The organism is Zongyangia sp. (genome assembly GCF_965361945.1).
This window is the reverse complement of the sequence record NZ_CBDTOK010000103.1, coordinates 12,790-39,571: the sequence shown is the minus strand read 5'-3', so window position 1 is coordinate 39,571 and position 26,782 is coordinate 12,790. Positions and strand designations below refer to the sequence as shown.

Below are 26,782 nucleotides of genomic sequence, written 5' to 3'. Positions count from 1 at the left end.
ATGGACTTACTCATCAAAGGAGCATTGGTTATCGATCCCAAAAACCGGATCCACGAACATCTGGATATCGGTATAAGCCATGGGGTGATTACCGCGATTCAGCCACATATCGACCCATCAGCTGCCCCCCAGGTGATTGATGCCACTGGATTGGTGGTGGCGCCGGGTCTGGTGGATATGCATGTCCATCTGAGGGATCCGGGACTTACCTACAAAGAGGATATTCTTTCCGGCTGTGAGGCGGCAGCGGCGGGCGGGGTGACTTCGGTGATCTGCATGCCCAATACAAAGCCCCCTATAGACGGCGAGGAGCTTATCTCTTATATCTACGACCGTGCAAAGGATGCCAAAGCCAAGGTTTACCCCACAGCCACCATTACCAGAGGGATGAAGGGACAGGAACTCAGTGATTTTTCCCAACTGATGGCGGCAGGAGCCATTGCCGTCACCGACGATGGCCGGCCGGTAGAGAATGCGCGGTTGATGCAGGAGGCGATGGAGCTTTGTCATGCACTGCATCTGCCGGTCATCAGCCACTGTGAAGATCTATCCATTGTGGATGGCGGTATCATCAATAAAGGGGCTGTATCGGTGGATCTTGGTGTCAAAGGAATGGACCGCAGCTCTGAGGACAGCATTACCGCCAGGGAGATTGCTTTGGCAGAGGCCACAGGTACATCCATCCACATCGCCCATGTCAGTACCAAGGGGTCTGTAAGGATCATCCGGGATGCCAAACGACGGGGTGCCAAGGTGACCTGTGAGACAGCGCCCCACTACTTCATGCTGACCGACCGGGAACTTTTCTCCCGGGACGCCAATCTGCGGATGAACCCGCCACTGCGGGAGCATGCGGATGTAGCGGAGGTGATTGCTGGCATTGTGGATGGCACCATTGACGCCATCATCACCGACCACGCTCCCCACAGCGAAGAGGAAAAGGCAGATTTCCTCACAGCGCCTAACGGCGTAGTAGGCTTGGAAACCTCTTTTGCCGCTTCCTATACGGCATTGGTGGAATCCGGCATCATCAGTTTGGATCATCTGATTCGTCTGATGAGCCTTAACCCCGCCCGGATCATGAAGCTGGGGGACAACTCCCTCCATGTGGGCAATCCAGCGGATCTTATCATTATTGACACCAAGAAAAAATGGGTAGTGGATCGCAATAAACTCCATGGAAAATCAAAGAATACCCCCTTCCATGGACGGGAGCTGACGGGAAAGGTAAAGACCACCATCCTAGGGGGACAGGTTGTATTTGAAGACCAGTAATGGCTGAGTGTCTATTAAAGAAAAAGCCGCTGTCCGGCGGCGGAAATGGAGTAAGATTATGTCACTGGACCGAATGATTGAGAAGATTGTGGAAACCGGAAATCCTACGGTGGCGGGACTTGATCCAAAACTGGATTACCTTCCGTCCTATCTGAAGGAAGAGGCATTCGCCCTCTGCGGAAAAAATTTAAAAGGAGCTGCTGTGGCTATTTTGAACTACAACAAGGCGCTCATTGACGCTTTATGTGATGTAGTTCCAGCAGTAAAGCCCCAGTTGGCCTATTATGAAATGTACGGGGTAGAGGGAATCAGGACCTTTTATGAGACGGTGGACTACGCGCAGGAAAAGGGAATGTTTGTCATCGCCGACGGCAAGCGCAACGACATCGGCACCACCATGGAAGCCTATGCCATTGCCCATCTGGGAGAGGTAGAGGTAGAGGGGGAAATGTTTACCCCCTTTGGCAGTGATGCCTTGACAGTCAATGGTTACCTGGGCAGTGACGGCATCAAGCCCCTGCTTTCGGTTTGCGCCAAGGAGGATAAAGGCATTTTTGTGCTGGTTAAGACCTCCAATCCCTCTTCAGGGGAATTGCAGGATCAGAAAATTGGAGAAAAAACTGTCTATGAGATCATGGGCGGGATGTGCGAGGCATGGGGTGAATCCCTGCCTGGAAAATACGGTTATTCTGGTGTTGGCGCCGTAGTGGGCGCCACCTATCCCGATCAGTTGACCGAATTGCGGAAAAAGTTGCCTCATACCTTTTTCCTGGTACCCGGTTACGGCGCCCAGGGCGGCGGCGCAAAAGATGTAGCGGGAGCCTTCGATGGCAGAGGACTGGGAGCCATTGTCAACTCCTCCCGGGGCATTCTCTGTGCCTGGAAGAAAGAGGGCTGTGATGAACGGGATTTCGCAGGCGCAGCCCGCAGGGAAGCGATCCGTATGCGGGATGACATTGTTTCCGTCAGCGGCAAGGCCCGGCTGTAGCGGCATTTTTCTCTTGATTTTACAATTGGCAAAAATATCCTAACAAAGTTGACAAAAAGCGATACTGTTCCAGTTGGAAAATTGAAGAGGCCACCCCTTGCGAGGGGCTGGGGTTTCAGTTACAATAAAGAGGTGGCTGAGCGGATGATGCACGCTCATCCTGTGTATGTAAGAAAGGCGGTAGCAATAAAATGGGTTATCTACAGGGCTTTTTTCCTATTGTATCCAACCAGAAAATAGCGGAAGGTATCTTTGATGTTGTTGTCGCTTGTCCTGAAATGGCACAGCTTGCCAAAGCGGGGCAATTTGTACATATTCGCTGCCCGGGGGTGACCTTGAGGCGGCCGATCTCCATTTGCCAGGCTGATAAGCTGTGGGGCAATCTGCGGCTGGTATTTGAGGTCAAAGGAGAAGGAACCAGAAATCTGGCAGCATTGAACGTTGGGGACAATGTAGATATCATGGGTCCCCTTGGAAATGGATTTGATTTATCAGGCCATTGCCAGCATGCTCTTTTGGTAGGCGGCGGTATTGGCGTTCCCCCGTTGGTAGAAGTGGCGACGTCTCTTGGGAAAAGGGCCACCGCTGTTATTGGTTTCAGAGATCAAAGCCGTGTGATTTTGGAAAAGGATTTTAGAAATCAAGGCTGTGATGTACGGGTTTGCACCGACGATGGTTCTTATGGCAAAAAGGGCTTTGTCACCCAAGAGGTTCGGGCCTTGCTCGCCCAGGGCGGCATTGATATCATCTATGCCTGCGGTCCCATGGTCATGCTGAAGGCTTTGGCCGAGATTGCCAAGGAATTTGGTATCCGCTGCCAGGTTTCCCTAGAGGAGCGGATGGGTTGTGGCGTCGGGGCCTGTCTTGTCTGTGCTTGTAAAACCCGGGACAAGCAGGGGCAGGAAAACTATAGCCATGTATGTAAAAATGGTCCAGTGTTCGAGGCGGAGGAGGTTGTATTCGGTGGCTGATCTCAGTGTCAACATTGCCGGCGTTAGATTCAAAAACCCAGTGATTACCGCTTCCGGCTGTTTTGGCTTTGGCCGGGAATATGAGGATTTATATCCCCTTTCCAAGTTGGGCGGCGTGTCCCTGAAGGGGATGACCTATGAAAAGCGTTTGGGCAACCCTCCGCCCCGGATTGCAGAGACCCCATCTGGTCTGCTCAATTCGGTAGGGCTGCAAAATCCCGGTGTGGAGAGCTTTATTGAAAATGATCTGCCCTATCTGAAAGAACAGGATACCGTGCTGATTGCAAACGCGGCCGGTTCAACCGTAGAAGATTACTGCCGCTTGGTAGAGCGGCTTTCTGATACAGAAGTCGATATGATCGAACTGAATATATCCTGCCCCAATGTCAAGGAGGGCGGGGTGGCTTTCGGCGTCTCCTGTGAGGGAGCGGCGGGGATGGTCAAGGCAGTACGGCCTTACTGTAAAAAACCGCTGATGGTGAAACTTTCCCCTAATGTCACCGACATTGCCTCCATTGCCAAAGCGGTGGAAAGCGAAGGCGCCGACGCAGTTTCCCTCATCAACACCTTGTTGGGAATGCGCATTGACATCCAAACCCGGCGTCCAATCCTCAAAAACAATGTCGGAGGAATGTCCGGACCTGCTGTATTTCCCATCGCCCTGCGGATGGTTTGGCAGGTAGCCAACGCCGTTTCTATTCCGGTTGTGGGAATGGGCGGTATCGCAAAATGGGAGGACGCCGTGGAGATGATGATGGCGGGAGCGTCCGCTGTTCAGATCGGCGCCGCCATGTTCTGGGATCCATGGTCGCCAATCCATGTGGTGGAGGGCTTGGATGCCTATCTGGAAGAAAAGCAGATCAAGAGGGTGTCCGACATCGTGGGAACTGTAGAACCCTGGTAAAATCGTAACCGTTCAATGTTCAATAGATCACACGAAGAAGGAGCTTGCACAATGACAAAGGTATATTTAGTACGCCACGGAGAAGCTGTCGGCAATGTGACTCATGTATTCCAGGGCCTTTCCGACCTGCCGCTGACCGAAAATGGAAGGAAACAGGCGGCGCTGGTAGGAGAGCGGATGAAGAAAATCCATCTGGATAAGGTGTATGCCAGCCAGATGTCCCGCGCCCAGGATACGGCAAAGGCCATTGCATCCCGACAAGGGCTTGCTGTATTGACGGAGCCCGGAGTTGTAGAGATCAACGGCGGCGAGTGGGAAGGCCAGTATTGGCCGGATATGCCGAAAAAATATCCCCATGAAGTATATTTGTGGGATCATCATATCTATCAGCTCTGTATTCCGGGAGGGGAGACTATCCAGCATGTGTGTGAAAGGATGCGGGATACTGTCAAAAAATTAGCCCAGGAGAACGAGGGAAAGACCATTTGCGTTGTCTCCCACGGCGGGGCTATCCGCTGCCTGATGCAGTCTGCAATGCATTTGAAGCCTGAGGATATGGATCAGCTGCCCTGGTGTGACAATACCTCGGTAACCCTGGTGGAATATGACGATCACTTTGACACCCATGTGGCATTTTATAACGATTCCAGCCACCTACATGTGGAGGGTGTAGAGATCAACGATGATAAAGCCTGGCAGAAGGAATTAAAGGAGAAAGACGCATGAAGATTATGGCGGTAGACTTGGGGGACGCCAGGACAGGACTGGCAGTCTGTGACCGAACGGAATTTTTAGCTTCCCCCATTGGTGTTATCCACGAACGGGATCTAAACAAATTGGTGGTACAGGTATCCGTTGCTGTGGATGAGTACCAGGTCTCCCATGTGGTTGTGGGATACCCCAAAAACATGGATGGCACCACAGGGGAGCGGGCCCAAAAATGTGAACGCTTTGCCCAGCGCTTGCGCAATGTGGTCACGGTTCCGGTGGAATTGTGGGATGAACGCCGCACCACGGTGACGGCTCATGAAATTCTCAACGAGGCGGATATCCGCGGACAGAAGCGTAAGGACATGGTTGATGAGGTGGCGGCCACCATTATTCTGGAAAGTTATCTTGCCTACCGGAGAAATCAAAAAGAAAAGGCCAAGGAAGAGAGCAAATAAAAAAAGCGGCTTGTAGCCGCTTTTTTTATTTTGTCCGGGATACCAACATACAGTAGACATAGACATTTTGAATCTTCTTTGCCTCTACATGGTCATCCGCCTGGATGATGGGCTGGGTTTCCGATGGGGTGATGTAGAGCTTAAAAACAATGGCGTCCTGTCCAACCCGCATATTCCGGATATGCTTGTAGGCAAAATCCCGTTTGGCAATACCGAGATAATTGAAGATGATTTCCTCAATATTGTTGTCGGTAAAGCAGCGAAGGATATCCGATTCATCATGCATTTCCAAAATTGCTTTGGCCTCCGCGAAGCTGAGATTGGTACACTTAAATTCTCCCTGATTGAGGATGGACATCATGTTGCTGTTGTCAAGAAGCAGTAATGGTGTGTAACTGGGATCTGGCATAGGACACCCCTCTTTCTTTTTCAATCATGTTTTACGGAATTCTCGCCAAAGAGATGTTTGTTGCAGTTTTAACAAAAAAGTGTAGAAAAACTATGCGTTTTTTCCGATTTCATCTATATCTTAGCATGAAAAATGCATGAGATCAACGGGTCTCATGCATTTTGTAGAAACTATAAAACCAAAGGGACAGTGCTTGGAGGTTCTGCCCAAAAAAGTAAAGGTTTACTTTTTTACTTCTAATACTGCCATAGAGGCATAGTGGAGAATTTCAAAAGAAGGGGGTGCGATGCGGTTGAGCAAGGCAAGATGTTCTTTTTCAAAGTCGGAGATCTCTTTTGAAGAAAGGGAGGCGCCAATACCGCGACATGCTTTAATTCGGCCATTCCAGCTTTCCCTGGTGAAGGGGACGCGCAGGTCAAAGGTGAGGGAATGGGTGAGTGTGAAAAGATTTTGGGCTTCAGGGGGGATGGGAATGGGGCGTCTTTGCTCTCCCGCTCCCGACCACTGAGGACTGTAGCGGAGGACCAGTTTTTCGCTTTCCCCTGCAATGGGATCTTCTTCTGGTAACCACGCCATGTAAAAGATGGCCAGCTTTCCGCCGGGGACAAGCATCCGGGCAATCTGGGGCAGAACCCGGGTTGGATCAAAGTAGAAAAAGCACTGGCAAGCGGTGACTACGTCAAAGGTGTTGGGAGAAAAGGCTAGATCTTCGGCAGGGGAGACAATAAATTCGATATCCATACCACCGTCCTGCGCCAGCCGGCGAGCTTGAAGAATCTGATTTTCCGAAATATCTACCCCAGTAAAATGGGCACCGGCGCTATAGAGATGACGAGGTAATACCCCGGTGCCTGTACCAAGATCCAACACCTTTTGCCCGGAAATGCATAAGCCGAGATCCAAAATTTTTTTATAGAAAATGGGCGGATAAATATCCCGATATTTGGCGTAGTCATCAGAGGTACGTCCCCAGTCAAAGGGCTTGCCGCCGTCAATTTTTCGGTTCTGCATTCCAGATTCTCCTTTCTAAAAAGATAGAGGAAGGAACCGTAGTCCCCTCCTCATGAGAGATTGTTCTATCAGAGTTTGCGGCGCTGTTTAATCGCTTTGTATTTTTTTCGGTTATGGTTGCGGATGATCATCAACACAATATATCCAATGACAAGGATGATGACCAAAGCAAAGAAGAACTTAAACCAGAAGGACTGAAAGATACTGCCAATCGTGTCCAGAATAGAGAGAAGCATATTGGCCTCATGGCTTTCCCCAGCGATCAGGTCAATGGTGCCAATACTTTCTCCGGACAGGACAACTGTAGCAGTCCCCAACTTTTCCCCTTCTGTAATGGGCGCTTTGACATAGTCGGGCAGATCGTCATTGGGGATAATCTGTACACTGGTAGAGTCAATATCAGCGGGAATGAGAGCGGAGAAACTTTCACCTGTGGCCAGAGGAATGTAGTCCTGTCCCCAAACCAGCCTTAAAGGCAATTCTTGAATATGTTCTCCCGCTTCAACGAGCGTTTTTACACGGAAGGTATCAAAGGCCCAATCCAGCAGATTATTGGTGTAAACAAAGGCAAGGTTATCCGCCAGTTCATTTCCGTTTTCATCGGTTTGAGGCGCGCCCATCACAACGGTCAGATAGGTGTAGCCGTCCTTGGTCGCAGTAGAAATGAGACACCGTCCAGCCTCATCAGTGGTGCCGGTTTTCACTCCGGTAACATAAGGGTTATAATACTTGCTGCCGTTTTCCATCATATAATTGGTGGAGACGAGGGTAAAGGTATCCCGCATATTGGTACCGTCAATGGTGTAGCGGGAGGAACCACAGATTTCTTTGAAAACTGGGTTTTTCAACGCCTCTTGGGTAATGAGAAACATGTCTTTTGCGGTGGTATAATGGCTAGGAGAATGAAGGCCATGGGGATTGGCAAAGTTTGTATTCTGGCATCCCAGTTCTTTGGCACGCTCATTCATCATATTGACAAAATTGGGGATGGAATCATCTCCCAAATCGTAGGCTACCATGTTCGCGGCCTCATTGGCCGACTGGAGCATCATGCAGTAGAGAAGCTGACGCATGGTCAGGGTTTCCCCGCCTAAAATACCGGCGGTGGAGATGTTGATGCCTGCGAATTCATTGAAAAGAGAATTCATCGCCGTCACGGTATGGGCGTCCAGATCGTCAGTATTTTCCAAAGCCAGCAAGGTGGTCATGATCTTGGTCAGTGAAGCCGGATACATTTCTTTGTCTGCATTCTGCTCATAGATGACATCACCGGTGTCCAGGTTGACCATATAAATGGCCGCGTCCTCATCGATTTTCGGATTGAATTCCGGAGGCGTATAGGCGGCAAACGAGGTGAAAAGTGAGGAGAAAACAGAGCAGCAGATGATAAAAGCTAATATAAATGCAATTTTCTTTTTCATAACTTTTCTCTCCCGCAGTATGATATCGGAATTTTAAAATAACATTTCATCAAAGAAAAATCTACTTATGATTAGTATACCAGAAATGGGCAGAAATAGAAAGCCAAATTTCCTTCTTTTTACCGGATTCGTCACGATGGAAGGGTTCTTGACAAATTGCGGGGAACAGGCATACAATAAGAATAAATTCATATGCCCCGCGGGGAGTCTGGCCGCGGGGCATGTTTTGTGACAAGCCCAAGAAAAGGGAGGACGTGGCCTTGATTTATGTGACAGGTGACCTTCACGGGGACATGGAGCGATTTAAGAGTAAAAAACTCAAAAAGCTGAAAAAAGGGGATACCCTGATCGTGTGCGGCGATTTCGGCTTTGTGTGGGATGGCGGCAAGAAGGAGCAAAAGCTTCTCAAATGGATTGGAAAGCGCCGTTATCAGATATTGTTTGTAGACGGTACCCACGAAAACTTTGACCGTCTTTTTGACTATGAGCTCTTTGAGCTGGGCGGCGCGCCCGCCCGCCATATCAGCGGCAATCTTTCCTATTTACAGCGTGGCGTTGTCTACGAAATCGAGGGGAAAAAGATCTTCGCCTTTGGAGGGGGAGAAAGCGAGAACATAGAGTCCAGGGAGAAAAACCAGCTTTGGTGGCCACAGGAAATGCCCAGTGAAGAAGATTTTGCGAGGGGAAGGGAGAACCTGGCGGCTTGTGGCAATGAGGTGGATTATATCGTCACCCACGAGATTTCCTCCACCGTTAGAACCTTTTTGGATATGGACTGCCATGACATCCACAACCTCCATGATTATCTGGATGAAATAGCAAAGCAGGTAAAATTTAAGGGCTGGTATTTCGGACATTATCATCTGGATAAGATGATATCCCCGCTGTACACCGCCGTTTTTAAGGATGTGCTGCCGCTCAAATAATAAATAGATAAAATGGGGAGAAGCCGGGTCCGTAAGATACAGACCTGTATTGCAGTGAAGAGGGGAAAACAATATGTTTGCCATTTTGGTAAAGGCACTCAGCTTTGTACTGATCATCGCCGCAGGCTATGGGCTCAAAAAAGTAGGATTGTTCTGTGCTACCGATTACCGGATTGTCATGAAGATCATTATGCATTTGACATTGCCTGCTGTCATCATCACCAGCTTTGACGATTTTTCTATGGATCCCTCCTTGATGGGGATTATCCTTCTTGGCTTATGCGCCAACCTTTTTATGGCGGGAGTAGGTTATTTTATGGCCAGGAAGATGGACGGGATTGATAAAGCGTTTAACATCCTCAACTATTCGGGTTTTAACATCGGCTGCTTTACCATGCCCTATGTACAAAGCTTTATGGGCTCCTTTGGGGTCATTGTCACCGGCATGTTTGATGCGGGCAACTCTATCATGTCTACCGGCGGGACCTATGCGGTGGCGGCCCAGTTTGCAGGCAAAGGGAAGAACCAATCACCCAAATACTTCTTTTACAGGCTCTTTTCTTCTATACCCTTTGATGCCTATATGTTAATGCTGATCATGGCCTTTGCTGGACTCAGGTTTCCCGATTTTGTCTACGACATCACCGGAACTTTTGGCTCCGCCAACACCTTTCTTTCTATGCTCCTGATTGGCTTGATTTTTGAGTTTCATCTGGATCATAAAAAGATCAAACGGGTTCTTACCAATGTAGGTCTACGATTTACCTGCGCCACAGCTTTGGCCCTTGTTTCTTTTTTCCTTCTGCCTTTTTCGGAGGAGGTCAGACATGTTTTGGTGATTGTATCCTTTTCACCCATTCCCTGTATGGCGCCGGTGTTTACCGAAAAACTGGGCGGGGATGTTTCGGTAGCGGGAGTTATCAATTCCATTTCCATCTGTATCAGCATTATTGTTGTCACCACGTTGGTAGCTATCTGGCATATTTGAGAAAAAAGCGCCGTTAACGGCGCTTTTTCTTTTATGCATAGGTTGTGATCTCAATGGAATTGATGATGACATCTTCGGTGGGCTTATCGTTGTCATCGGTTTCCACAGCGGCAATTTGATCTACAATGTCCATCCCTTCGATGACCTGGCCAAAGACGGTATGCTTGTTATCCAGGTTGGGAGTGCCGCCCACTTCCTTATACTTGTCAATGACGGATTGATAATATTCCCGCGCCTCTTCCGGCACGCCTGCATTGACCGCAGCCTGGATCGCGGCATTTTCTTTTTCTATCTCTTCATTATAGGCATCTATGTCTATACTTTCCTCGGTAGAAGATTTCTCGTAGAGACGCTGACTTGCCTGGGCTACCAACTTGTTGAAGTAGACGTTCTGAAGAAAAGCTTCTTCCTCCTCAGCCGTGGTAGGCTTTTGGGAGGACTGGACGATGAAGAACTGGCTACCGTTGGTGTTGGTTCCTGCATTTGCCATGGATAAAGCACCGCGGAAATTATGGAGATTATCGGAAAACTCGTCCTCAAACTTTGTACCCCAAATGCTTTCTCCGCCGGTACCATCACCCTTGGGATCACCGCCCTGGATCATAAAGTCGTTGATAACCCGGTGGAAGGTAAGACCGTCGTAATAGCCATCCTTGGCATGGGTAATGAAGTTTTCTACCGCTTTAGGAGCCTCATCCTTGAAGAAGCGGACGGTAATGTCGCCCATATTGGTTTTAATGATGGCAATTTCCTCACCCGGCTGGGGCTCCTCAAACTGTTTGAGCTGGATAGGATCTCCTGGGGTAAACTCTGGAGCCTGAGCCTGTGAGCTCTCTGATCCGGAGGAAGAGGATGATCCGTTGTCGCTGGAACAGCCGGCCAAGGAGAAGGCCATCACTGCGGCTAAGACTGCTGATAAGATTCTTTTCATATGGTTTGTCACCTCATTATATTCTTTTGCGGATGTGGGAAAACATACGCCTTTTTGAACGGCGATTTCCATTATACAGCAAAAGAGAGGATGGCACAAGAAAACAAAATAAACAAATTGTGAAATAAAATAGGGGAGGGAAGACAAAAAACAAACCGCAACAGCTTTCACCATTGCGGTTTGTTTTTATTTCATTAGATATTAAATTTAAATTTGTCTTTGCTTGGTTTCCCTTTGAAATCTCTCAGCAACTACTTGCGGCTTCTTACTTGTGATTACCTTTCATAGTTTAAACAGGAAACACTGCTTATTTTATACTTAGCTTTCTTAAAGATAAACCATTCTTTATTTATCTTTCTACAAGTAGAACTATTTATCACCTTATTGTGATAACGGGAAGATGCAAGTTTCGCATTGATCTCATTTCACTGCTTTACGTGAGCAATTTCATTTGCCGCTTGTAATGCTGATCTGATTCAATACAAGGCTTACGCTTCTTTTTGCAAGAATTCACGTTGCTGAAATAACAGGATAAACATCAAATATTACATTGGACTAATGCTCCATTCGATTTCTTTATCCCTCGGATTTTTTTAATTTTATCCGATTCGGCAGTTTTTTCTGCTGCCTTAGCTATTTCATGGGATTCACCACTTTCAATTTTTCTTATATGGAAAGAAAACCTCTCGGCAATTCTTCACGTTCCAAAGATAAAATGGAATCTTCTTTCTTTACAGAAGATACAGCCTTTTGCATAATCTCAATCGGAAAATGACTCCGTTGTCTGTTAACCGTTTGAACATGCTTCTTCTCGAAATGTTTCATACTTTTGGTTTAACGCTTTATTGCAGATTATGTTATCGAGCGCTGCCCATATATCTATGGAACGCAACTAAATTTCCTGGCATTTCTTCGTACATGGGTACCGCCTCCCTTTCTTATCATTCAATCAGTATCCCTTTTGACAATGCTGCCTTTTTATTGGCCTTCATTGCCTTCAGATACTTTTCGGAGGAAATGACCATCCCATTTACAGTGAGTCATCTTTCTCGGACAATGGTTCGACCTTTCCAAATCCCTTTGGTATGATCTCATTCACCATCTTTCAGATACTATGTTGTTAGATGATCTTTATTTCCTTCCTGTGACTATAATATACCATACACTATAGATAATGTCAATAGTTTTTTTGAACTAAAATCATATATTTTGTAAATTAAGTATGGAGTCTTTGTGTACGGATTGACAGGCGAGAGCAATTGCATTAAACTCATATTACATCGCTCGCTGATAAAACTAGAACCAAAGGAGTTGATTGGCATGCCGGAAGAGATGGAGTTTGGACCAGACCTGTTGACGCTGGTGGATGACGAAGGGGTAGAGCACCAGTTTGAGGTCATAGACACCCTGGAAATAGAGGACGACCGCTACATCGCATTGATTCCTGTATATGACGACGCGGAGGATGCGGTGGAAGACGATGGGGAATTGATTCTGCTCAAATCCGAGATGGAAGGGGAAGAAGAGTTCCTGGTGGCCATTGAGGACGAAGAGGAATTTAACAAAGTGTCTGAAATTTTCCTCGATCGTTTGGATGAATATTACGATATTCAGGAATCGTAAAGGATTTCCATTGTGTAATCTGTATGACCTGTGGTATAATAGGAACATCACAAACAAACTGAGACAAATACACCCTGCGAAGTGCGATAAAGTGTGACCATATATAATCCAACACTTGATGAAAAGGGAGCTAGACTCCGGTAGCAGATTGCAGACCTCCCGCTTTGGCGGATGAAGGGAGCGTGAAACTGCTGGGATGGCACCCACCCTGTTGTAATGACGGGTTTTCATACAGTCACATGGCGGCTTTGTGGGGTATATTTATGCCCATTTTTTGAAAGTGAGGAATCTCCATGGAACATTGGCTTTCCCGGACAGAGCTACTGCTTGGCGGCGAGGGGCTGGAGAAGTTGGCCCACAGCCGGGTAGCGGTTTTGGGGCTGGGCGGCGTGGGAAGCGCTGCGGCCGAAGCCTTGGTTCGATCAGGCGTAGGGCATCTGATGCTGGTGGATCACGATACAGTGGATTTGACCAACCTCAACCGCCAGCTGGTGGCTACCCACAGCGCACTGGGGATGCAAAAGACACAGGTACTCAGGGAGCGCTTTTTAGATATTAATCCCGGCCTGGAGCTGACACTACGTGAGGAATTCTATTTGCCGGAAAATCGGGACTTTCTCTATGACTATCATCCCGATTTTGTGGTGGACGCCATTGATACGGTCACAGCCAAGCTAGATTTGGCCACAGAGTGCCGCAATCAAGGGATAGGCATGATAACCTGTCTTGGGACAGGAAACCGGATAGACCCCTCCCAGCTTGTTTTAGGGGATATTGCAGATACTGTCGGATGCGGATGCCCCTTGGCCCGGATCATGCGGCGGGAATTAAGACGCAGAGGGATTGAACATACACCGGTGCTTTTCAGCAGGGAGCAGCCGATGGAGGCGGTGTGCGCCCCCGACTCTCCACAGGGACGTCACTCACCGGGCAGCACTGCTTTTGTGCCTCCTGCGGCCGGATATTTTCTGGCCTCTTACGCGGTTCGGTTTTTATTAAATTTGATCTGAATAAAAAAGTTAAAACTGCTGGCTTGTCATTTCCTAAGAAAAACAGGAAATACTAAAGCCAGCAGTTTTGTTTTGCCGGATGGCTTGATTCCGAAAGAAAGGAGGAGGCCGGTTGGAAAAGATAAAGAAGGGGAAAAAGATAGCGACTGCCCTTATTGGAATAGCCATTGGATTCCTCAACGGAATTTTTGGATCGGGAGGCGGCATGGTAGCAGTACCCTTTCTCAAAGCAAATGGCCTAGAGGTAAAAAAAGCCCACGCCACCTCTATTGCAGTCATCTTTTTTCTCAGCCTTTTCAGCCTTTGGCTTTATATGGGGAAAACCCAGCTTGCATTTATCGATTGGATCTTCTATATCCCTGGCGGCATTGCGGGGGGACTATTGGGCGCCTGGCTTCTGCCCAAAATCCCCCAGACGCTGTTGCGGAGGATTTTCGGAGCCCTTATCATCTTTTCCGCTATCCGGCTGTTGATGCGATGAATTGGACGGATATTCTGCTTACTTCGATCACGGCCCTCCTGGCTGGCACCATCAGCGCCATGGGCATGGGAGGGGGAGGAATCCTCCTGCTCTATCTGACGGCATTTGCCGGTGTGGCCCAGTTGGAGGCACAGACCATTAACCTCATCTTTTTTATGCCTATTGCTGTCATTGCTCTGATTATGCATACTAAAAACAAGCTGGTCAACTGGAAAGTAGTGCTTTGGGTCACAATCTTCGGATATGCCGGCGTTTTTTTAGGATATCAGACAGCTCTTTTTGTAGGGGAGGATATGCTGCGCCGGCTCTTCGCTGTTTTCCTGCTATTTATCGGAGCCAAGGAACTGTTTTTCAAAGACAAAGGGGAAGGGGAGAAGCCCAAAAGAATTCATCCTGTTCCCCCGGTGGGAGAGGGACAAGAAAAGATACATCAGGAGGAAAATACCCTGGAATAGAAAGGGATTTTCGGCAAAAAACTGGGTATTTTTGCGTAGTACAAGAAGTATCATCAGGTTTATAGCTCATAAAAAGATCTCCTAGTTTTGTCTAGGAGATCTTTTTATGAGTTTATCAATACTTAATTTGTATAACAAAAGATAAAAAATAGGTATTAGACATTGATAAAATTGAGACTTATAATGAAATCAGAAATCCTAAAGCCTTTTTCTCGCAAGGAAACCGCAGATTACCTAGGGATTTCCTGCGGCAATAAACAAACAAGGAGGATTGCAAATGAAAAGATTCCTTTCGATTATTTTAGCAATAACAATGATTCTCTCTCTTTCAGCATGTGGAACAACAGAAGGTCAGGATAGTTCTGAAACCTCTAAAGAGGGTGTAACCGTGTCTGAGCAGGCAGAACCGAATGACAATGATGCAGAGGGAGAAACTTCCAGTTCGCAGTCAGCATCATCCGATGCTGGAGGGGAAGATGAAGGGGGAAGCAGCAATATCCTGGTAGCCTATTTTTCCTGGGCAGACAATGCGATCCTGGCGGATGATGTGGATGCTGTTGCTTCGCCCAGTGTAGTTGCCCCCGGGAATGTACAGCAGTTGGCAGGCTGGGTACAGGAGGAAACTGGAGGAGACCTATTCTCTATTCAGGTTACTGAACCCTATCCCAGTGATTGGGATCAGTGTCTGGCCAGGGCCAACCAGGAGAGGGGAGACAATGCCCGTCCAGAGCTGAGGGGAAATGTTGAAAATCTAGATCAGTATGATACTGTGTTTTTAGGGTATCCCAACTGGTGGTACGGCGTGCCGATGGCCCTGCTTTCCTTCTTGGAAGAGAATGACCTTTCTGGTAAACAGGTATATCTATTCTGTTCCCACGGCACTGGCGGCCTTGCCAATAGTGTGGAGCAGATTACAGAGGCAACGCCCAATGCAGTGATTTCCGACAATATTTTTGATTGCTATGAAGAGGAGGCCGCTTCTTCCCAAGGCGACATTCAAAGCTGGGTCGCTGGACTTGGCTATTAATAGCGGGAGGAAGAGAATATGAAAAAACTTTTTGGCGTAGTCCTTCTTTGCCTGATGGTATTTACTCTTTCGGCCTGCGGTGCCAACGATCAGGAATCGTCATCTCCTGTAACAGAATCGTCTTCTGACGCAGGAGAATCGAAGCCACTCGCAACATCAGAACCGCTTTCTGTGGTAGAAATACCCTCAGCGTCAGAAGATTCGGAAGAGCCGGAAATTACATCATCCCGGCAGATTTCTGTCCGGTTTGGAGAAAATGTTGTTGTTTACCAGCTTAACGATGGTGGGGCGGCCGCCTCTTTCTATGAGCAGCTGCCCCTCACCATCGAGGTGGAGGATTACAGCACCAACGAGAAAATCTTTTATCCGACCCAGCAGCTGGATACGGACAATACTCCATTGGCGCAAGGGGGAGCTGGCACGCTGGCCTATTATGCTCCCTGGGGAGACGTAGTGATGTTTTACGGAGACTATAACGAGAATCCCTCCCTGTATGAACTGGGACAGGTTGTTTCTGGCGGGGAGCTGGTCGGTGAGATGTCTGGAACCATCACGATTGATGTGTTAGAATAACCTAAAATGTAAAGTGACAAGGAGGATACATCATATGAAAAAAACTTTAGTAGCCTTTTTCTCAGCAAGTGGTACCACCAAGCGTGTTGCGGAAAAATTGGCAGCAGCAACTGACGGTGACCTATACGAAATTAAACCGGCTGTGCCGTATACCCGAGCGGATCTCAACTGGCAGGATAGACATTCCCGCAGTTCAGTGGAAATGAACGATCCTTCCTCCCGTCCAGAACTGGCCGATACAGACGCCAAGATCCAGGACTATGACCGGATTTTTTTAGGGTTTCCTATCTGGTGGTACACAGCGCCTACCATCATCCGCTCCTTTTTGGAAAGCTATGACTTCACCGGCAAAACTATCATTTTGTTTGCCACTTCCGGCGGCAGCGGCATGGGGAAGACGGCAAAGGAGCTCGCCTCCAGCTGCGCAGGTGCAGTGATCAAGGAAGGGAGATTGCTTAATGGAAATCCCTCTGAGGATATGCTGAAACGGTGGGCAGCAGACCTTTAAGCCTCCGTAAGAAGGAGACGGCTATACCAAAGCCGGAAAGTTGCCGCAGATCACTTGATACAAAGGAAATGAGGCGAAACAGACCATGAAAATTATCATGTTGGAAGGCAGCCCAAATCGAAATAGTTCCTCCAACCTGCTGGCCGACAGTTTCAGGCAGGGGGCGGAAGCAGCTGGTCACACGGTGGAAATTATCGATGCTGCCCATGGGAACATTCATCCCTGTACCGGATGTATTCACTGTGGGTATGAGGGCCCCTGTGTGCAGAAGGATGATATGGAAAAAATCCGCCCCAAGATTTTAGAGGCGGATATGGTGGTTTTTGTGACGCCACTGTATTATTATGGAATGTCAGCCCAACTAAAGACACTCATTGACCGCTTCTGTGCGTTTAATAGCAGTATCCAGCGCAAACATATGAAATCAGCTTTATTGGCTGCCGCGTGGAACAGCGACAACTGGACCTTCGAGGCGTTGGAATGCTATTATAAAACGCTGGTGCGTTATTTGAACCTGACAGATATGGGGATGATTTTAGGAACCGGTTGTGGCACACCTTCTATGACCCAGCATTCTATGTTTCCCCGGCAGGCATATCAATTGGGAAATCAGCTAAAATAAGAATTGATTGAGCATGGATGACAATCTGCCCAGAGGAAAATCTGGAAAGAAGAGAAAAGATTGTAAACGATTCACAGACCAGAAAGAATAATAAAAAAGCGGAGCCAATATTGGCTCCGCTTTTTTCTGTAAAAGTGACTTATTTTACCTCAACTTCAGCGCCTGCATCGGTCAGCTTCTTGGAGATATCGTCAGCATCAGCTTTGGAAACGCCCTCTTTGATGGCTTTAGGAGCGTTGTCAACCAGCTCTTTGGACTCTTTCAGGCCAAGACCAGTGATCTCTTTGACCAGTTTGATAACGCCCATCTTGCTTGCGCCAGCGCTCTTCAGGATGACGTCAAACTCGGTTTTCTCCTCAGCGGCAGCAGCGCCACCAGCAGCAGGAGCAGCAGCAACAGCAACAGGAGCAGCAGCGGAAACGCCGAACTCCTCTTCCAGAGCTTTTACCAGCTCGGAGAGCTCCAGAACGGTCAGGGATTTAACCTCTTCAATCAGATTCAAAACTTTCTCAGAAGCCATGATATGTTACCTCCATATAAATTCTTTTCTTTTGTTTTTAGCGCGGGAAATCATCCCTTATGCGCTCTGTTTTTCAGCAATAGCATTAAGCGCAACGACCAGACCACGCAGGTTGGCAGACAGTACGTTTGCAAAACCGGAGATCGGTGCGTTGAGTCCACCCAGAGTCTTGGCGATGAGCTCTTCTCTGGAAGGCAGTTTGGAAAGTGCCTTGACGCCTTCGGCATCCAGTGCTTTTCCGTCAACAAAGCCGGCCTTGATGGCGAACTTTCCTTTGGTGTCATCGGAATATTTGCACAGAATCTTAGCAGCAGCAACAGGATCGGTTGCGCTGGTAGCCAGAGCGGTGGTACCCTCCAATACAGAGGAAATCTCCTCCAGATCGGTTCCCTTGAGAGCGAAGCGGAGCATGGTGTTTTTGATAACAGAATACTCAACGCCTGCAGCCCGCAGGTCACGACGAAGCTTGGTATCATCTGCAACAGTGATGCCCTTATAGTCGACGATGACGCCGGCGGAAGCATCCTTCAGCTTCTGAGCCAGATCGGCGACCAGCTGCTGTTTGCTCTGCAGTACTTTCTCATTTGGCAAGATGTTTCACCTCCTGAAGCTCCCCCGAAAGCCGGGAGAAAAATATCCAATTGATCAGAATCAAATTGAAACGAAATACCGGACAAACAAAAAGCCCTTCCCGCAACCGCAGGAAGGGCAATACATACAAAACGGAAGACCCAGCGTCTATATAACGCGAGAATATCCATGTGTTGCGCATCCTCGGCAGGCGGGTAAAAAACCCATTATGTTTGACCACCTGCTGTCTTTGGAAAACAGCTCTATCATTTTATCATGAAACGAAGCTCATGTCAATGAGCAGTTTAGAACTTATGCAGAATATTTTGCAGGGTTGATCTTGATGCCAGGGCCCATGGTGGTAGCAACCACACAGGATTTGATATACTGGCCCTTTGCTGCTGCGGGTTTCGCTTTGACAATGGCGTCCATCAAAGTGTTCAGGTTCTCGCTGAGTTTCTCTACGCCAAAGGAAGCCTTTCCGATGGGGCAGTGGATAATGTTGGTCTTGTCAAGACGATACTCAATCTTACCAGCTTTTGCCTCGGTGACCGCTTTGGCCACATCGGGGGTAACGGTGCCAGCTTTGGGGTTGGGCATGAGTCCGCGGGGGCCAAGGATTTTACCCAGACGTCCCACAACGCCCATCATATCAGGAGAAGCGATGACAACGTCAAAGTCCAGCCAGTTCTCCTGCTGGATTTTCTGCATCATATCCTCGCCGCCGACAAACTCAGCACCAGCTGCCTGAGCAGCAGCGATGTTGTCGCCTTTGGCAAAGACCAGAACCCGGACCTGTTTGCCGGTTCCGTTGGGCAGAACAACAGCGCCACGGACCTGCTGGTCAGCATGGCGGGAGTCAACGCCCAGTCTTACATGAACTTCAACAGTTTCGTCAAACTTTGCTTTCGCGGTTTTCACAGCCAGATCCAACGCCTCGGTGGAATCGTAAGTCTGGAAGCGGTCGAACAGTTTGGAACTGTCTTGATATTTTTTACCGTGTTTCATTTGTGTTCCTCCCTCATAAGTGGTGTTTACGGAATGTTCCTCCCACCGGAGAGCATTAGTCTACAACTTCAATGCCCATGCTGCGAGCTGTTCCCGCGATCATGCTCATAGCGGACTCAATGTTGGCCGCGTTGAGGTCAGGCATCTTCTGCTGTGCAATCTTTTCGACCTGCTCCTTGGTGATCTTTGCGACTTTGGTTTTGTTCGGCACGCCGGAACCGCTTTCAATGCCGCAGGCCTTTTTGATCAGGACCGCTGCGGGCGGTGTCTTGGTAACGAACGTAAAGGAGCGGTCAGCATAAACGGTGATGACAACAGGAATGATCAAACCTGCGTCATTCTTTGTACGCTCATTGAAATCTTTTGTGAAAGCCATAATGTTGACGCCGTGCTGTCCCAGAGCAGGACCTACTGGCGGCGCCGGGGTGGCTTTTCCGGCCGGTATTTGCAGCTTAATATAGCCGACTACCTTCTGAGCCATAATTTGCACCTCCAAAAATTGTGGTCAATGGCGGAATCTCTTAAAAAATTCCTCCCACAGGTGAAGCTCCACTTTTTCATCTTCACCCTGTAAAACACAGGTGGATTCCTGTGTAGCTTAAAGCCCCCCAAGGGCCTTTAAGTTCCCTAAAAAGATTAGTTTACGGTTTCGACCTGGCCAAGTTCTAATTCTACCGGGGTTTCCCGGCCAAACATGGAAACGATAACCCGCACAGATCCGGCTTCCCGATCCAGAGAATCCACTGTTCCGACAAAGCCTTCCAAGGGACCCTCGATAATTTTAACGGAATCGCCTACAGCATAGGTAACCTCGACCTGTTTGGTTTCCACACCCAATGCCTCCACCTCAGCGTCTGTGAGGGGGACTGGCTTGGAACCCGGGCCGACAAATCCGGTACACCCGCGGGTATTGCGCACGACATACCAGCTGTCATCGGTCAAAACCATCTTTACCAGCACATAGCCGGGAAAGATTTTGCGTTCCACTTCGCGACTTTTGTTGTCCTTGACCTCTACCACCGTTTCGGTGGGAATTTTTACCTCATGGATCAAATCGTGAAGGCCGCGGTTTTCCACCGCTTTTTCAATGTTTTGAGCCACCTTATTCTCATAGCCGGAATAGGTGTGGACAACATACCATTTTGCGGATTCAGACATGATTTAATCCCTCCACGCTTTTCGCTTAAGCGTTTGTAAGGAAAGCATTGACCAGCAGGGACATGATGGCATCGACACCCCAGATGAATATGCCCACAATCAACATCATAACAAGCACCACAATGGTGTTGTTGATAACCTGTTTTCTAGTGGGCCAAACGATCTTTTTGGTCTCGCCCCTCATGTCTTTGAAGAAACGGCCAATTCTTTTGGCGAGATTCACCGGATTAAACCTGCCTTTTTTTGTGTCCTTCGTTTGCGTAGATGACATCTCGACAGTACCGCCTTTCTCGCCTATTTGGTTTCCTTGTGAAGCGTGTGTTTCCTGCAGAAACGACAATACTTGTTCATTTCGAGCCTGTCAGGATCGTTCTTCTTGTTCTTCATGGTGTTGTAGTTGCGCTGTTTGCACTCTGTGCAGGCCAAAGTAACTTTGACTCTCATATCGGCACCTCCTGAGTAACGGAATTTTTTGCCTCCCTCGTAAAGAGAACGCTTGAGTTTTGCCATCCCTTTTCGGCTGCCCATAGGGCGAGAAAGGGGAACCCTTTTTTATGCCCGTAAAAATGAGCATAAAAAAATAACCCTTTTAGAGGTAGTAATACTATACCACAAGGGAATAGGACAAGTCAAGGAAATTTAAAAATAAATTCTAAATTCCGTAAGAATCAACTATGAATTTACAGGCAAAACAATTGCGAAGAAATACGTATTATGATAAACTACTATTGTTAATGTCCTTTTGACAGAAGACAAAGATACATCTGTGTATTTTTCCGTATTTCTTCGGGCAAGCAGATGTAGTTTATTGTATAGGAGTGTGGCAGCCCATGTCAAGGCTTACCCTGGCAGTGCTATTCGGCGGCGCATCCAGTGAGCATGAGGTTTCACTGGTATCCGGCGCCTCTGTCCTGCGCCATGTGCCGCGGGATGATTTCGACATCGTAATGGTTGGCATCACCAAGGATGGACGGTGGTATCACTACACCGGGGAGATCGACAGGATCCCCGATGGATCCTGGGAGAAAGCAAACTGCGTTCCCGCGATCCTTTCACCGGACCGGAGCGTCCATGGGCTGACAGTTTTCCACCCCGATCATGTGGAAAATATCCGCCTCGATGTGGTATTTCCCGTTCTCCATGGGAAAAATGGAGAGGACGGCACCATGCAGGGCCTTCTGGAGATTGCCGGCATCCCCTGTGTGGGCTGCGGTACCCTGTCCTCTGCAGTCTGCATGGATAAGACTGTGACCCGCACCCTTCTGGAACAGGCTGGTATTGCCGGCGTCCAGTGGGAAAAGGTGATGGAATATGAAATGGACCGCTTTGACGAGATCGAGAAGCGGATTGCCCAAAGGCTTCATTATCCGGTGTTTGTCAAGCCAGCCAATGCGGGAAGTTCGGTGGGCATCACCAAAGCCACCGACAAAGCAACCCTGAAGAAGGCCTTTGAAACGGCCTTTGCCCACGACCGCAAGATCATTGTAGAAGAAGCGGTGGTGGGAGACGAGGTGGAATGTGCGGTGTTGGGCAACGACGATCCATTTGTTTCAGTCATAGGGGAAATTGTCCCCGTGGCGGAATTCTACGACTACAACGCCAAGTATAAAGATGGTACCACCGCCCTGTATATCCCGGCCCGTCTGGAGCCGGAGGTGGTCAAGGAGATTCAGGAGACCGCCCGCAAGGCATTTTTGGCGCTGGGCTGTTCCGGCTTTGCCCGTGTGGACTTTTTTGTGCGCAAGTCGGACCGGAAGGTACTTCTCAACGAGCCCAACACCATTCCGGGCTTTACCGATATCAGCATGTATCCCAAGCTGATGGAATATTCCGGCGTAAGCTATCCGGAGCTGATCCGCCGGCTCATTCAGCTTGCCATAGAAAGGGCGGGTGCAAATGGATAACCGTCCCATCGGCGTCTTTGACTCAGGCCTTGGGGGGCTGACGGTGGTCAAAGAGCTGAAAAAAATCCTCCCCCATGAAAACATTGTCTATTTTGGAGATACAGGCCGGGTACCCTACGGCAACCGCAGCCGTGAGACCATCCGCCGCTATGCAGCCCAGGACATCAATTTCCTGTGTAGCCACGACGTCAAAATGATTGTGGCAGCCTGTGGCACAGTCAGTTCCGTGCTGACCGATAAGGATGTCAAGGATGTCAGAGTTCCCTATACCGGCGTGCTGCTCCCAGCAGCCCAGGAGGCGGCGGCCCTGTCGGACAGCGGCAGAATCGGGGTGATCGGCACCACGGCGACAGTCCGTTCCGGGGCTTATGGCAAGGCCATCCGGGGGATCCGTCCTGAGGCCAAGGTGGTGGGACGGGATTGCCCGCTGTTTGTGCCGCTGGTGGAAAACGGGCTGGTAGCCCCCGACAATGAGATTACAAGGCTGACGGCGAAGATGTATTTGGAGCCGTTTTTTGAGGAGCATATTGACACCCTCATCTTGGGCTGTACCCACTATCCCATTATTTATGACATTATCGCCCAGGTGATGGATTACTCGGTAACCTTGGTGGATCCAGGCCAGGCTACTGCCCGGTATGTGAAGGGCTATCTGATGCAGAATGGCATGGGAAGCGGTGAAGACCGCCAAGGAGAATGCCATTATTATGTCAGCGACCGCACCGACGAGTTTTCCAATATAGCCGGCATCTTCCTAGGGGAAAAGGTGGATCAAAATGTGGAATATGTCAGTGTGGACACGTTATAAGACTATTTGCGCGAAAGGAAAGTGCAAAAACTTTGAAAAAGGAAGTTATTATTTCAATTAAAGGAAAACAGCGGGTGGACGGCGAAGACGATATCGTGGAACTGACCACCATGGGAAATTACTACATCCGAGACGGCATCCAGTATATCCGCTATGATGAAAGCGGAGCCACGGGATATGATGGCTGTAAGACCACGCTGAAGGTCAAAGGCAACGATATGGTTACCATGATCCGGTCCGGTCCCTGCTGTTCTCAGCTTATTGTAGAAAAAGGAAGACGCCATCAGTGCCATTATGCCACCGAAATGGGGGATCTGATGGTGGGGGTGTTGGGCAGCAACATCCGCAACGGTCTGGACAGCCACGGCGGTGATATCCATTTTCAGTATTCTCTGGATGTCAATGCCTGCCTTGCCAGTGAAAATGAAGTGTCGATTAACATCAAGGAGTGCAACGGATAGATGGCAAATCTGGTTAAAGAAGCGAATGAACAGCTCAAAGAAGTGATTATGAAAGCCATGGGGATGGCAGTGGCTGACGGTAAATTTGAGCCGGTGCCCCTGCCCCCCTTTACCATTGAAATCCCCAACGACAAAAGCCACGGCGACTTTGCCGCCAATGTGGCCATGGTCTGCGCCAAGGCCCTGAAGATGAATCCGCGGCAGATCGCCACCATCCTGATGGAGCGGATGATCTTTGATGGCACCTATTTTGAGCGCTGTGAGATGGCTGGGCCTGGTTTCCTCAACTTTTTCCTCTCCAAGGAATGGTTTGCCAGGGTTATCAAGGCCATTGAAGCTGACGGGGAAAACTATGGACGCTCCCAGGAGGGAGGCAATCAAAAGATAATGGTGGAGTTTGTCTCCGCCAATCCCACCGGCCCCATGCACATGGGCAATGCCCGGGGCGGCGCCTTGGGGGATTGCCTGGCAGCAGTGCTGGATTGGGCCGGCTATGATGTGACCCGGGAGTTTTATGTCAACGACGCTGGCAATCAGATTGAAAAGTTTGGAAAATCCTTGGAGGCCCGTTATCTTCAAATCTATCAGGGGGAAGAGGCGGTTCCCTTCCCAGAGGACGGCTATCACGGTGAGGACATTAAGATCCGGGCACAGGAGTTTGCCGATATTCATGGGGATGCCTATGTAGACGCAGAGGAAAAGGAGCGCCGTGACGCTTTGGTGGCTTATGCGCTGCCTAAGAATATCGAAGGGCTCAAAACCGACCTGGAAAAATATCGGATTACCTATGATGTCTGGTTTAGAGAGAGCACCCTCCATGAAAGCGGGGCCATTGACGACATCGTCAAGACCCTGTCGGAAAAGGGCCTTACCTATGAAAAGGATGGCGCCATTTGGTATAAAGCCACGGCCTATGGCGGGGAGAAGGACGAGGTCCTGATCCGGGCCAATGGAAATCCGACCTATTTTGCAGCGGATATCGCTTATCATTATAATAAGTTCGCAGTTCGGGGCTTTGATCGGGTGATCAATGTCTGGGGCGCGGATCACCACGGCCATGTAGCCCGGCTCAAAGGAGCCATGGATGCCATCGGCTTAAACGGCAACTGCCTGGACATTGTATTGATGCAACTGGTTCGTCTGACCCGGGATGGGGAAGTGGTGCGGATGAGCAAGCGTACCGGCAAAGCCATTACCCTCACCGATCTTCTGGACGAAGTGCCCATTGACGCGGCCCGTTTCCTCTTTAATATGCGGGAGCCAGGCAGCCAGATGGAGTTTGACCTGGGACTGGCGGTAGAGCAATCCTCTCAAAACCCGGTTTATTATGTCCAGTATGCCCACGCCAGGATCTGTTCCATTCTGAAAAACCTGGCAGCGGAAGGCATCTCTCCCAAGGAAAGACAGCTGGATGACCTGCTCTGCTTTACCCAGCCGGAGGAGATTGAACTCATTCGGCACATGGCCATCTATCCTTCGGAAATTTTAGAATCCGCCCGGACCTACGATCCGGCCCGGATTACCCGGTATGTCATTGAGTTGGCCAACAAATTCCACAAGTTCTACAATGCCTGCCGGGTCAAAGGGGAAGCCGAGGATGTGATGCAGGCCCGCCTGGCCCTGTGCCTGGCGACCCGCACCGTCATCCGTAATGTGCTGACCATGCTGAAAATCAATGTACCTGAAACCATGTAACCCTTTGCCAGCAGACGCAGTAGGGATAGAATCTCCCTTCGCTGCAAATTTTTATGGGCAGGGAACATGAACATATCGCTCCGGTTTTACCGGGCAGAAAAGGAGAAATCAATGGAAGTACCCTTGCCACCCCGATTATTGGATGGCGCAACAGCAACCAATTTGTATCAAGCGGGCATGCCCAAGGACGCGTGTCCAGAATTGTGGATTTTGGAACACCCGGATGTGCTTCAAAATCTGCAAAAAGAATATATTGTAAACGGCGCTCAGGTCCTTTATGCGCCTACCTTTACCGCCAATCGTGCCATGCTGGCCCGATTTGGCCTTCAGGACAGGGTAGAGGAGATCAATGCCAAGTTGGTGGCCCTTACCAAGGGGGCGGCCCAAGGTACAGGTGTGTTGGTGGCTGGAGATATCGCTCCCACCAATCTTTCTGTCGAGCCTTTTGGAGAGACGCCGTTTTTGGAGCTTGTCAACATTTACAGTGAACAGGCCTTTGCCCTCAAACATGCAGGGGCAGATCTGATCGTCTGTGAAACGATGATTTCCATGACAGGGATGCGGGCGGCTGTGCTAGGTGCCCGGCAGACAGGGCTTCCGGTATATGTCACCATGACCATGGACAGCGAGGGGGACACCTTAGATGGCTCCAATCTGCTGGCCTGTATGGTAACGGCGCAGTCCTTAGGAGTCCAGGCATTTGGCATCAACTGTACAGATGACTACGACCAAATGGCGCAGCAGCTAGAAAAGTTGTCTCATTATGCCACAGTCCCCCTTATTGTGAAGCCCAATTTGGGAACGCCCGACGCAGATGGGAACTATGCCACAACGCCTGTGGAAATGGCGGAAAAGATGAAAACCCTGCTGGATGCAGGAGCTTCCATCATAGGCGGATGCTGTGGGACCACACCCGCTCATATCGGAGCGCTCCACCGAATGATGGAGGAATATGACTTTTCCGGCAGAGAACTGCCAAAGCCGGACCCGGAGGACATTATCGCCTGCAATTATGACGAGGTCTTTTTCCTCAGCGAAGATCTGGAGTTTTCGGAACCACTCTCCTGCGAGGTGGATATGACAGAGGAGATCCTGGAGGCAGAGGACCAGGGCTGGGATGCGGTTCTGGTGGAGGTTCCCACTGCCGACGATGCCTATCATTTTGCCCAGAATGCCCACATGACAGATTTGCCTGTAGCTTTTCTTTCTGATAATGAGGGCGCACTGGAAATGGCGCTGATCTACTATCCGGGCCGGGCTCTTGTGTGCAGTTCTCAATCCGATCTGGAGCACGAAGTTTTGCAGAAAATCGCGGATGGCTACGGAGCTTTACTTTTTTAGAAGATGACAAAAAGGTGGATGGGATTTT

At 49.2% G+C, this 26,782-nt stretch carries 32 protein-coding genes, 1 other RNA gene and 1 other annotated feature; of the genes, 22 read left to right on the top strand and 11 right to left on the bottom strand.

Annotated features, from left to right (window positions below; translation table 11 throughout):
• The 6 genes from ACZ25G_RS06870 (at position 1) to ruvX (ending at position 5,304) form a co-directional block, all read left to right on the top strand.
• On the top strand, positions 1–1,275 hold the full coding sequence (locus ACZ25G_RS06870; RefSeq protein ID WP_463681955.1) for a dihydroorotase: 1,275 nt from the start codon (positions 1–3) through the stop codon (positions 1,273–1,275).
• Between the two features lie 58 nt (positions 1,276–1,333).
• The gene (gene pyrF / locus ACZ25G_RS06865) at positions 1,334–2,263 is read left to right on the top strand and encodes an orotidine-5'-phosphate decarboxylase (RefSeq protein ID WP_191481850.1); all 930 of its coding nucleotides are present in this window, start codon (positions 1,334–1,336) and stop codon (positions 2,261–2,263) included.
• A 191-nt stretch (positions 2,264–2,454) separates the two neighbouring features.
• Positions 2,455–3,234, top strand: a complete 780-nt coding sequence (locus ACZ25G_RS06860) for a dihydroorotate dehydrogenase electron transfer subunit (protein WP_463681954.1) — start codon at positions 2,455–2,457, stop codon at positions 3,232–3,234.
• Complete coding sequence (locus tag ACZ25G_RS06855) at positions 3,227–4,138, top strand: dihydroorotate dehydrogenase (RefSeq protein ID WP_342681503.1); 912 nt, start codon at positions 3,227–3,229, stop codon at positions 4,136–4,138. Before ACZ25G_RS06860 ends, ACZ25G_RS06855 begins: the two co-directional genes overlap by 8 nt.
• Positions 4,139–4,189: 51 nt before the next feature.
• On the top strand, positions 4,190–4,864 hold the full coding sequence (locus ACZ25G_RS06850; protein WP_463681953.1) for a histidine phosphatase family protein: 675 nt from the start codon (positions 4,190–4,192) through the stop codon (positions 4,862–4,864).
• Positions 4,861–5,304, top strand: coding sequence for a Holliday junction resolvase RuvX (gene ruvX / locus ACZ25G_RS06845; protein WP_191481846.1), 444 nt, complete (start codon positions 4,861–4,863; stop codon positions 5,302–5,304). Before ACZ25G_RS06850 ends, ruvX begins: the two co-directional genes overlap by 4 nt.
• A 25-nt stretch (positions 5,305–5,329) precedes the next feature.
• Here the strand turns inward: ruvX and ACZ25G_RS06840 are convergent, their stop codons facing one another.
• The 3 genes from ACZ25G_RS06840 to ACZ25G_RS06830 all read right to left on the bottom strand — a co-directional run bounded on the left by ACZ25G_RS06840 (position 5,330) and on the right by ACZ25G_RS06830 (position 8,145).
• Positions 5,330–5,713 (bottom strand): hypothetical protein, encoded by a 384-nt coding sequence (locus ACZ25G_RS06840; RefSeq protein ID WP_191481845.1) that lies wholly within the window; start codon positions 5,711–5,713, stop codon positions 5,330–5,332.
• A 222-nt stretch (positions 5,714–5,935) separates the two neighbouring features.
• The gene (locus ACZ25G_RS06835) at positions 5,936–6,724 is read right to left on the bottom strand and encodes a class I SAM-dependent methyltransferase (RefSeq protein ID WP_191481844.1); all 789 of its coding nucleotides are present in this window, start codon (positions 6,722–6,724) and stop codon (positions 5,936–5,938) included.
• Positions 6,725–6,792: 68 nt separating this feature from the next.
• Entirely contained in the window at positions 6,793–8,145 is a 1,353-nt protein-coding gene (locus ACZ25G_RS06830) for a D-alanyl-D-alanine carboxypeptidase family protein (protein WP_463681952.1), read from the bottom strand.
• Positions 8,146–8,414: 269 nt separating this feature from the next.
• On the opposite strand from ACZ25G_RS06830, the gene ACZ25G_RS06825 reads away from it, so the two are divergent.
• Positions 8,415–9,071, top strand: a complete 657-nt coding sequence (locus ACZ25G_RS06825) for a metallophosphoesterase (RefSeq protein WP_342681683.1) — start codon at positions 8,415–8,417, stop codon at positions 9,069–9,071.
• A 73-nt stretch (positions 9,072–9,144) separates the two neighbouring features.
• A complete protein-coding gene (locus ACZ25G_RS06820) occupies positions 9,145–10,059 on the top strand; it encodes an AEC family transporter (RefSeq protein ID WP_342681508.1) in 915 nt (304 codons plus the stop codon).
• Between the two features lie 31 nt (positions 10,060–10,090).
• On the opposite strand, the gene ACZ25G_RS06815 is transcribed toward ACZ25G_RS06820, so the two are convergent.
• Positions 10,091–10,990, bottom strand: coding sequence for a peptidylprolyl isomerase (locus ACZ25G_RS06815; RefSeq protein ID WP_342681509.1), 900 nt, complete (start codon positions 10,988–10,990; stop codon positions 10,091–10,093).
• A 1,320-nt stretch (positions 10,991–12,310) separates the two neighbouring features.
• On the opposite strand from ACZ25G_RS06815, the gene ACZ25G_RS06810 reads away from it, so the two are divergent.
• The 9 genes from ACZ25G_RS06810 (at position 12,311) to ACZ25G_RS06770 (ending at position 17,289) form a co-directional block, all read left to right on the top strand.
• Positions 12,311–12,613 (top strand): DUF1292 domain-containing protein, encoded by a 303-nt coding sequence (locus ACZ25G_RS06810; protein ID WP_191481839.1) that lies wholly within the window; start codon positions 12,311–12,313, stop codon positions 12,611–12,613.
• A gap of 68 nt (positions 12,614–12,681) precedes the next feature.
• A non-coding RNA gene (gene ssrS, locus ACZ25G_RS06805) (6S RNA) lies at positions 12,682–12,874 on the top strand.
• 32 nt (positions 12,875–12,906) lie between these two features.
• Positions 12,907–13,623, top strand: a complete 717-nt coding sequence (locus ACZ25G_RS06800) for a tRNA threonylcarbamoyladenosine dehydratase (protein ID WP_463681951.1) — start codon at positions 12,907–12,909, stop codon at positions 13,621–13,623.
• Positions 13,624–13,735: 112 nt separating this feature from the next.
• Complete coding sequence (locus ACZ25G_RS06795) at positions 13,736–14,104, top strand: sulfite exporter TauE/SafE family protein (RefSeq protein WP_224771841.1); 369 nt, start codon at positions 13,736–13,738, stop codon at positions 14,102–14,104.
• Entirely contained in the window at positions 14,101–14,559 is a 459-nt protein-coding gene (locus ACZ25G_RS06790; protein ID WP_463681950.1) for a sulfite exporter TauE/SafE family protein, read from the top strand. The genes ACZ25G_RS06795 and ACZ25G_RS06790 overlap by 4 nt, the downstream gene beginning before the upstream one ends.
• A 277-nt stretch (positions 14,560–14,836) precedes the next feature.
• On the top strand, positions 14,837–15,586 hold the full coding sequence (locus tag ACZ25G_RS06785; RefSeq protein ID WP_463681949.1) for a flavodoxin: 750 nt from the start codon (positions 14,837–14,839) through the stop codon (positions 15,584–15,586).
• 18 nt (positions 15,587–15,604) lie between these two features.
• Complete coding sequence (locus ACZ25G_RS06780) at positions 15,605–16,159, top strand: cyclophilin-like fold protein (RefSeq protein ID WP_463681948.1); 555 nt, start codon at positions 15,605–15,607, stop codon at positions 16,157–16,159.
• 34 nt (positions 16,160–16,193) lie between these two features.
• On the top strand, positions 16,194–16,667 hold the full coding sequence (locus tag ACZ25G_RS06775; protein WP_463681947.1) for a flavodoxin: 474 nt from the start codon (positions 16,194–16,196) through the stop codon (positions 16,665–16,667).
• 85 nt (positions 16,668–16,752) lie between these two features.
• On the top strand, positions 16,753–17,289 hold the full coding sequence (locus ACZ25G_RS06770; RefSeq protein WP_463681946.1) for a flavodoxin family protein: 537 nt from the start codon (positions 16,753–16,755) through the stop codon (positions 17,287–17,289).
• A gap of 139 nt (positions 17,290–17,428) precedes the next feature.
• Here the strand turns inward: ACZ25G_RS06770 and rplL are convergent, their stop codons facing one another.
• From rplL to rpmG, 7 genes are all read right to left on the bottom strand, one after another.
• Positions 17,429–17,809, bottom strand: a complete 381-nt coding sequence (gene rplL / locus ACZ25G_RS06765; protein WP_191481832.1) for a 50S ribosomal protein L7/L12 — start codon at positions 17,807–17,809, stop codon at positions 17,429–17,431.
• A 57-nt stretch (positions 17,810–17,866) separates the two neighbouring features.
• Entirely contained in the window at positions 17,867–18,400 is a 534-nt protein-coding gene (gene rplJ, locus ACZ25G_RS06760; RefSeq protein ID WP_191481831.1) for a 50S ribosomal protein L10, read from the bottom strand.
• A gap of 78 nt (positions 18,401–18,478) precedes the next feature.
• Positions 18,479–18,651 (bottom strand) — a sequence feature (ribosomal protein L10 leader region).
• A gap of 40 nt (positions 18,652–18,691) precedes the next feature.
• A complete protein-coding gene (gene rplA, locus ACZ25G_RS06755) occupies positions 18,692–19,387 on the bottom strand; it encodes a 50S ribosomal protein L1 (protein WP_191481830.1) in 696 nt (231 codons plus the stop codon).
• A gap of 55 nt (positions 19,388–19,442) precedes the next feature.
• Positions 19,443–19,868 carry a 50S ribosomal protein L11 gene (rplK, locus tag ACZ25G_RS06750; RefSeq protein WP_191481829.1) on the bottom strand — a complete coding sequence of 142 codons (426 nt, stop codon included), beginning with the start codon at positions 19,866–19,868 and terminating at the stop codon, positions 19,443–19,445.
• Between the two features lie 155 nt (positions 19,869–20,023).
• A complete protein-coding gene (gene nusG / locus ACZ25G_RS06745) occupies positions 20,024–20,545 on the bottom strand; it encodes a transcription termination/antitermination protein NusG (RefSeq protein ID WP_191481828.1) in 522 nt (173 codons plus the stop codon).
• Between the two features lie 25 nt (positions 20,546–20,570).
• On the bottom strand, positions 20,571–20,816 hold the full coding sequence (secE, locus tag ACZ25G_RS06740; protein ID WP_463681945.1) for a preprotein translocase subunit SecE: 246 nt from the start codon (positions 20,814–20,816) through the stop codon (positions 20,571–20,573).
• 23 nt (positions 20,817–20,839) lie between these two features.
• A complete protein-coding gene (gene rpmG / locus ACZ25G_RS06735; RefSeq protein ID WP_178489057.1) occupies positions 20,840–20,989 on the bottom strand; it encodes a 50S ribosomal protein L33 in 150 nt (49 codons plus the stop codon).
• Between the two features lie 386 nt (positions 20,990–21,375).
• Here rpmG and ACZ25G_RS06730 point away from each other — a divergent pair, with 386 nt between their 5' ends.
• The 5 genes from ACZ25G_RS06730 to ACZ25G_RS06710 all read left to right on the top strand — a co-directional run bounded on the left by ACZ25G_RS06730 (position 21,376) and on the right by ACZ25G_RS06710 (position 26,754).
• The gene (locus ACZ25G_RS06730; protein WP_191509657.1) at positions 21,376–22,449 is read left to right on the top strand and encodes a D-alanine--D-alanine ligase family protein; all 1,074 of its coding nucleotides are present in this window, start codon (positions 21,376–21,378) and stop codon (positions 22,447–22,449) included.
• A complete protein-coding gene (gene murI / locus ACZ25G_RS06725; protein ID WP_191509658.1) occupies positions 22,442–23,257 on the top strand; it encodes a glutamate racemase in 816 nt (271 codons plus the stop codon). The genes ACZ25G_RS06730 and murI overlap by 8 nt, the downstream gene beginning before the upstream one ends.
• Positions 23,258–23,289: 32 nt before the next feature.
• Positions 23,290–23,718: a YwiB family protein gene (locus ACZ25G_RS06720; protein WP_224771557.1), complete on the top strand. Its 429-nt coding sequence runs from the start codon at positions 23,290–23,292 to the stop codon at positions 23,716–23,718.
• Complete coding sequence (argS, locus tag ACZ25G_RS06715) at positions 23,719–25,413, top strand: arginine--tRNA ligase (RefSeq protein WP_463681944.1); 1,695 nt, start codon at positions 23,719–23,721, stop codon at positions 25,411–25,413. It abuts the gene before it with no gap.
• A gap of 111 nt (positions 25,414–25,524) precedes the next feature.
• Positions 25,525–26,754: a homocysteine S-methyltransferase family protein gene (locus ACZ25G_RS06710; RefSeq protein WP_463681943.1), complete on the top strand. Its 1,230-nt coding sequence runs from the start codon at positions 25,525–25,527 to the stop codon at positions 26,752–26,754.
• The last annotated feature ends 28 nt before the right edge of the window (positions 26,755–26,782 follow it).

What these genes read in the sequence shown, in the direction of transcription:
- ACZ25G_RS06870 (WP_463681955.1), top strand. Translation starts at nt 1, where the DNA reads ATGGACTTACTCATCAAAGGAGCATTGGTTATCGATCCCAAAAACCGG.
- pyrF (WP_191481850.1), top strand. Translation starts at nt 1,334, where the DNA reads ATGTCACTGGACCGAATGATTGAGAAGATTGTGGAAACCGGAAATCCT.
- ACZ25G_RS06860 (WP_463681954.1), top strand. Translation starts at nt 2,455, where the DNA reads ATGGGTTATCTACAGGGCTTTTTTCCTATTGTATCCAACCAGAAAATA.
- ACZ25G_RS06850 (WP_463681953.1), top strand. Translation starts at nt 4,190, where the DNA reads ATGACAAAGGTATATTTAGTACGCCACGGAGAAGCTGTCGGCAATGTG.
- ruvX (WP_191481846.1), top strand. Translation starts at nt 4,861, where the DNA reads ATGAAGATTATGGCGGTAGACTTGGGGGACGCCAGGACAGGACTGGCA.
- ACZ25G_RS06840 (WP_191481845.1), bottom strand. Translation starts at nt 5,713, where the DNA reads ATGCCAGATCCCAGTTACACACCATTACTGCTTCTTGACAACAGCAAC.
- ACZ25G_RS06835 (WP_191481844.1), bottom strand. Translation starts at nt 6,724, where the DNA reads ATGCAGAACCGAAAAATTGACGGCGGCAAGCCCTTTGACTGGGGACGT.
- ACZ25G_RS06830 (WP_463681952.1), bottom strand. Translation starts at nt 8,145, where the DNA reads ATGAAAAAGAAAATTGCATTTATATTAGCTTTTATCATCTGCTGCTCT.
- ACZ25G_RS06820 (WP_342681508.1), top strand. Translation starts at nt 9,145, where the DNA reads ATGTTTGCCATTTTGGTAAAGGCACTCAGCTTTGTACTGATCATCGCC.
- ACZ25G_RS06815 (WP_342681509.1), bottom strand. Translation starts at nt 10,990, where the DNA reads ATGAAAAGAATCTTATCAGCAGTCTTAGCCGCAGTGATGGCCTTCTCC.
- ACZ25G_RS06810 (WP_191481839.1), top strand. Translation starts at nt 12,311, where the DNA reads ATGCCGGAAGAGATGGAGTTTGGACCAGACCTGTTGACGCTGGTGGAT.
- ACZ25G_RS06800 (WP_463681951.1), top strand. Translation starts at nt 12,907, where the DNA reads ATGGAACATTGGCTTTCCCGGACAGAGCTACTGCTTGGCGGCGAGGGG.
- ACZ25G_RS06790 (WP_463681950.1), top strand. Translation starts at nt 14,101, where the DNA reads ATGAATTGGACGGATATTCTGCTTACTTCGATCACGGCCCTCCTGGCT.
- ACZ25G_RS06785 (WP_463681949.1), top strand. Translation starts at nt 14,837, where the DNA reads ATGAAAAGATTCCTTTCGATTATTTTAGCAATAACAATGATTCTCTCT.
- ACZ25G_RS06780 (WP_463681948.1), top strand. Translation starts at nt 15,605, where the DNA reads ATGAAAAAACTTTTTGGCGTAGTCCTTCTTTGCCTGATGGTATTTACT.
- ACZ25G_RS06775 (WP_463681947.1), top strand. Translation starts at nt 16,194, where the DNA reads ATGAAAAAAACTTTAGTAGCCTTTTTCTCAGCAAGTGGTACCACCAAG.
- ACZ25G_RS06770 (WP_463681946.1), top strand. Translation starts at nt 16,753, where the DNA reads ATGAAAATTATCATGTTGGAAGGCAGCCCAAATCGAAATAGTTCCTCC.
- rplL (WP_191481832.1), bottom strand. Translation starts at nt 17,809, where the DNA reads ATGGCTTCTGAGAAAGTTTTGAATCTGATTGAAGAGGTTAAATCCCTG.
- rplA (WP_191481830.1), bottom strand. Translation starts at nt 19,387, where the DNA reads ATGAAACACGGTAAAAAATATCAAGACAGTTCCAAACTGTTCGACCGC.
- rplK (WP_191481829.1), bottom strand. Translation starts at nt 19,868, where the DNA reads ATGGCTCAGAAGGTAGTCGGCTATATTAAGCTGCAAATACCGGCCGGA.
- nusG (WP_191481828.1), bottom strand. Translation starts at nt 20,545, where the DNA reads ATGTCTGAATCCGCAAAATGGTATGTTGTCCACACCTATTCCGGCTAT.
- secE (WP_463681945.1), bottom strand. Translation starts at nt 20,816, where the DNA reads ATGTCATCTACGCAAACGAAGGACACAAAAAAAGGCAGGTTTAATCCG.
- rpmG (WP_178489057.1), bottom strand. Translation starts at nt 20,989, where the DNA reads ATGAGAGTCAAAGTTACTTTGGCCTGCACAGAGTGCAAACAGCGCAAC.
- ACZ25G_RS06730 (WP_191509657.1), top strand. Translation starts at nt 21,376, where the DNA reads ATGTCAAGGCTTACCCTGGCAGTGCTATTCGGCGGCGCATCCAGTGAG.
- murI (WP_191509658.1), top strand. Translation starts at nt 22,442, where the DNA reads ATGGATAACCGTCCCATCGGCGTCTTTGACTCAGGCCTTGGGGGGCTG.
- argS (WP_463681944.1), top strand. Translation starts at nt 23,719, where the DNA reads ATGGCAAATCTGGTTAAAGAAGCGAATGAACAGCTCAAAGAAGTGATT.
- ACZ25G_RS06710 (WP_463681943.1), top strand. Translation starts at nt 25,525, where the DNA reads ATGGAAGTACCCTTGCCACCCCGATTATTGGATGGCGCAACAGCAACC.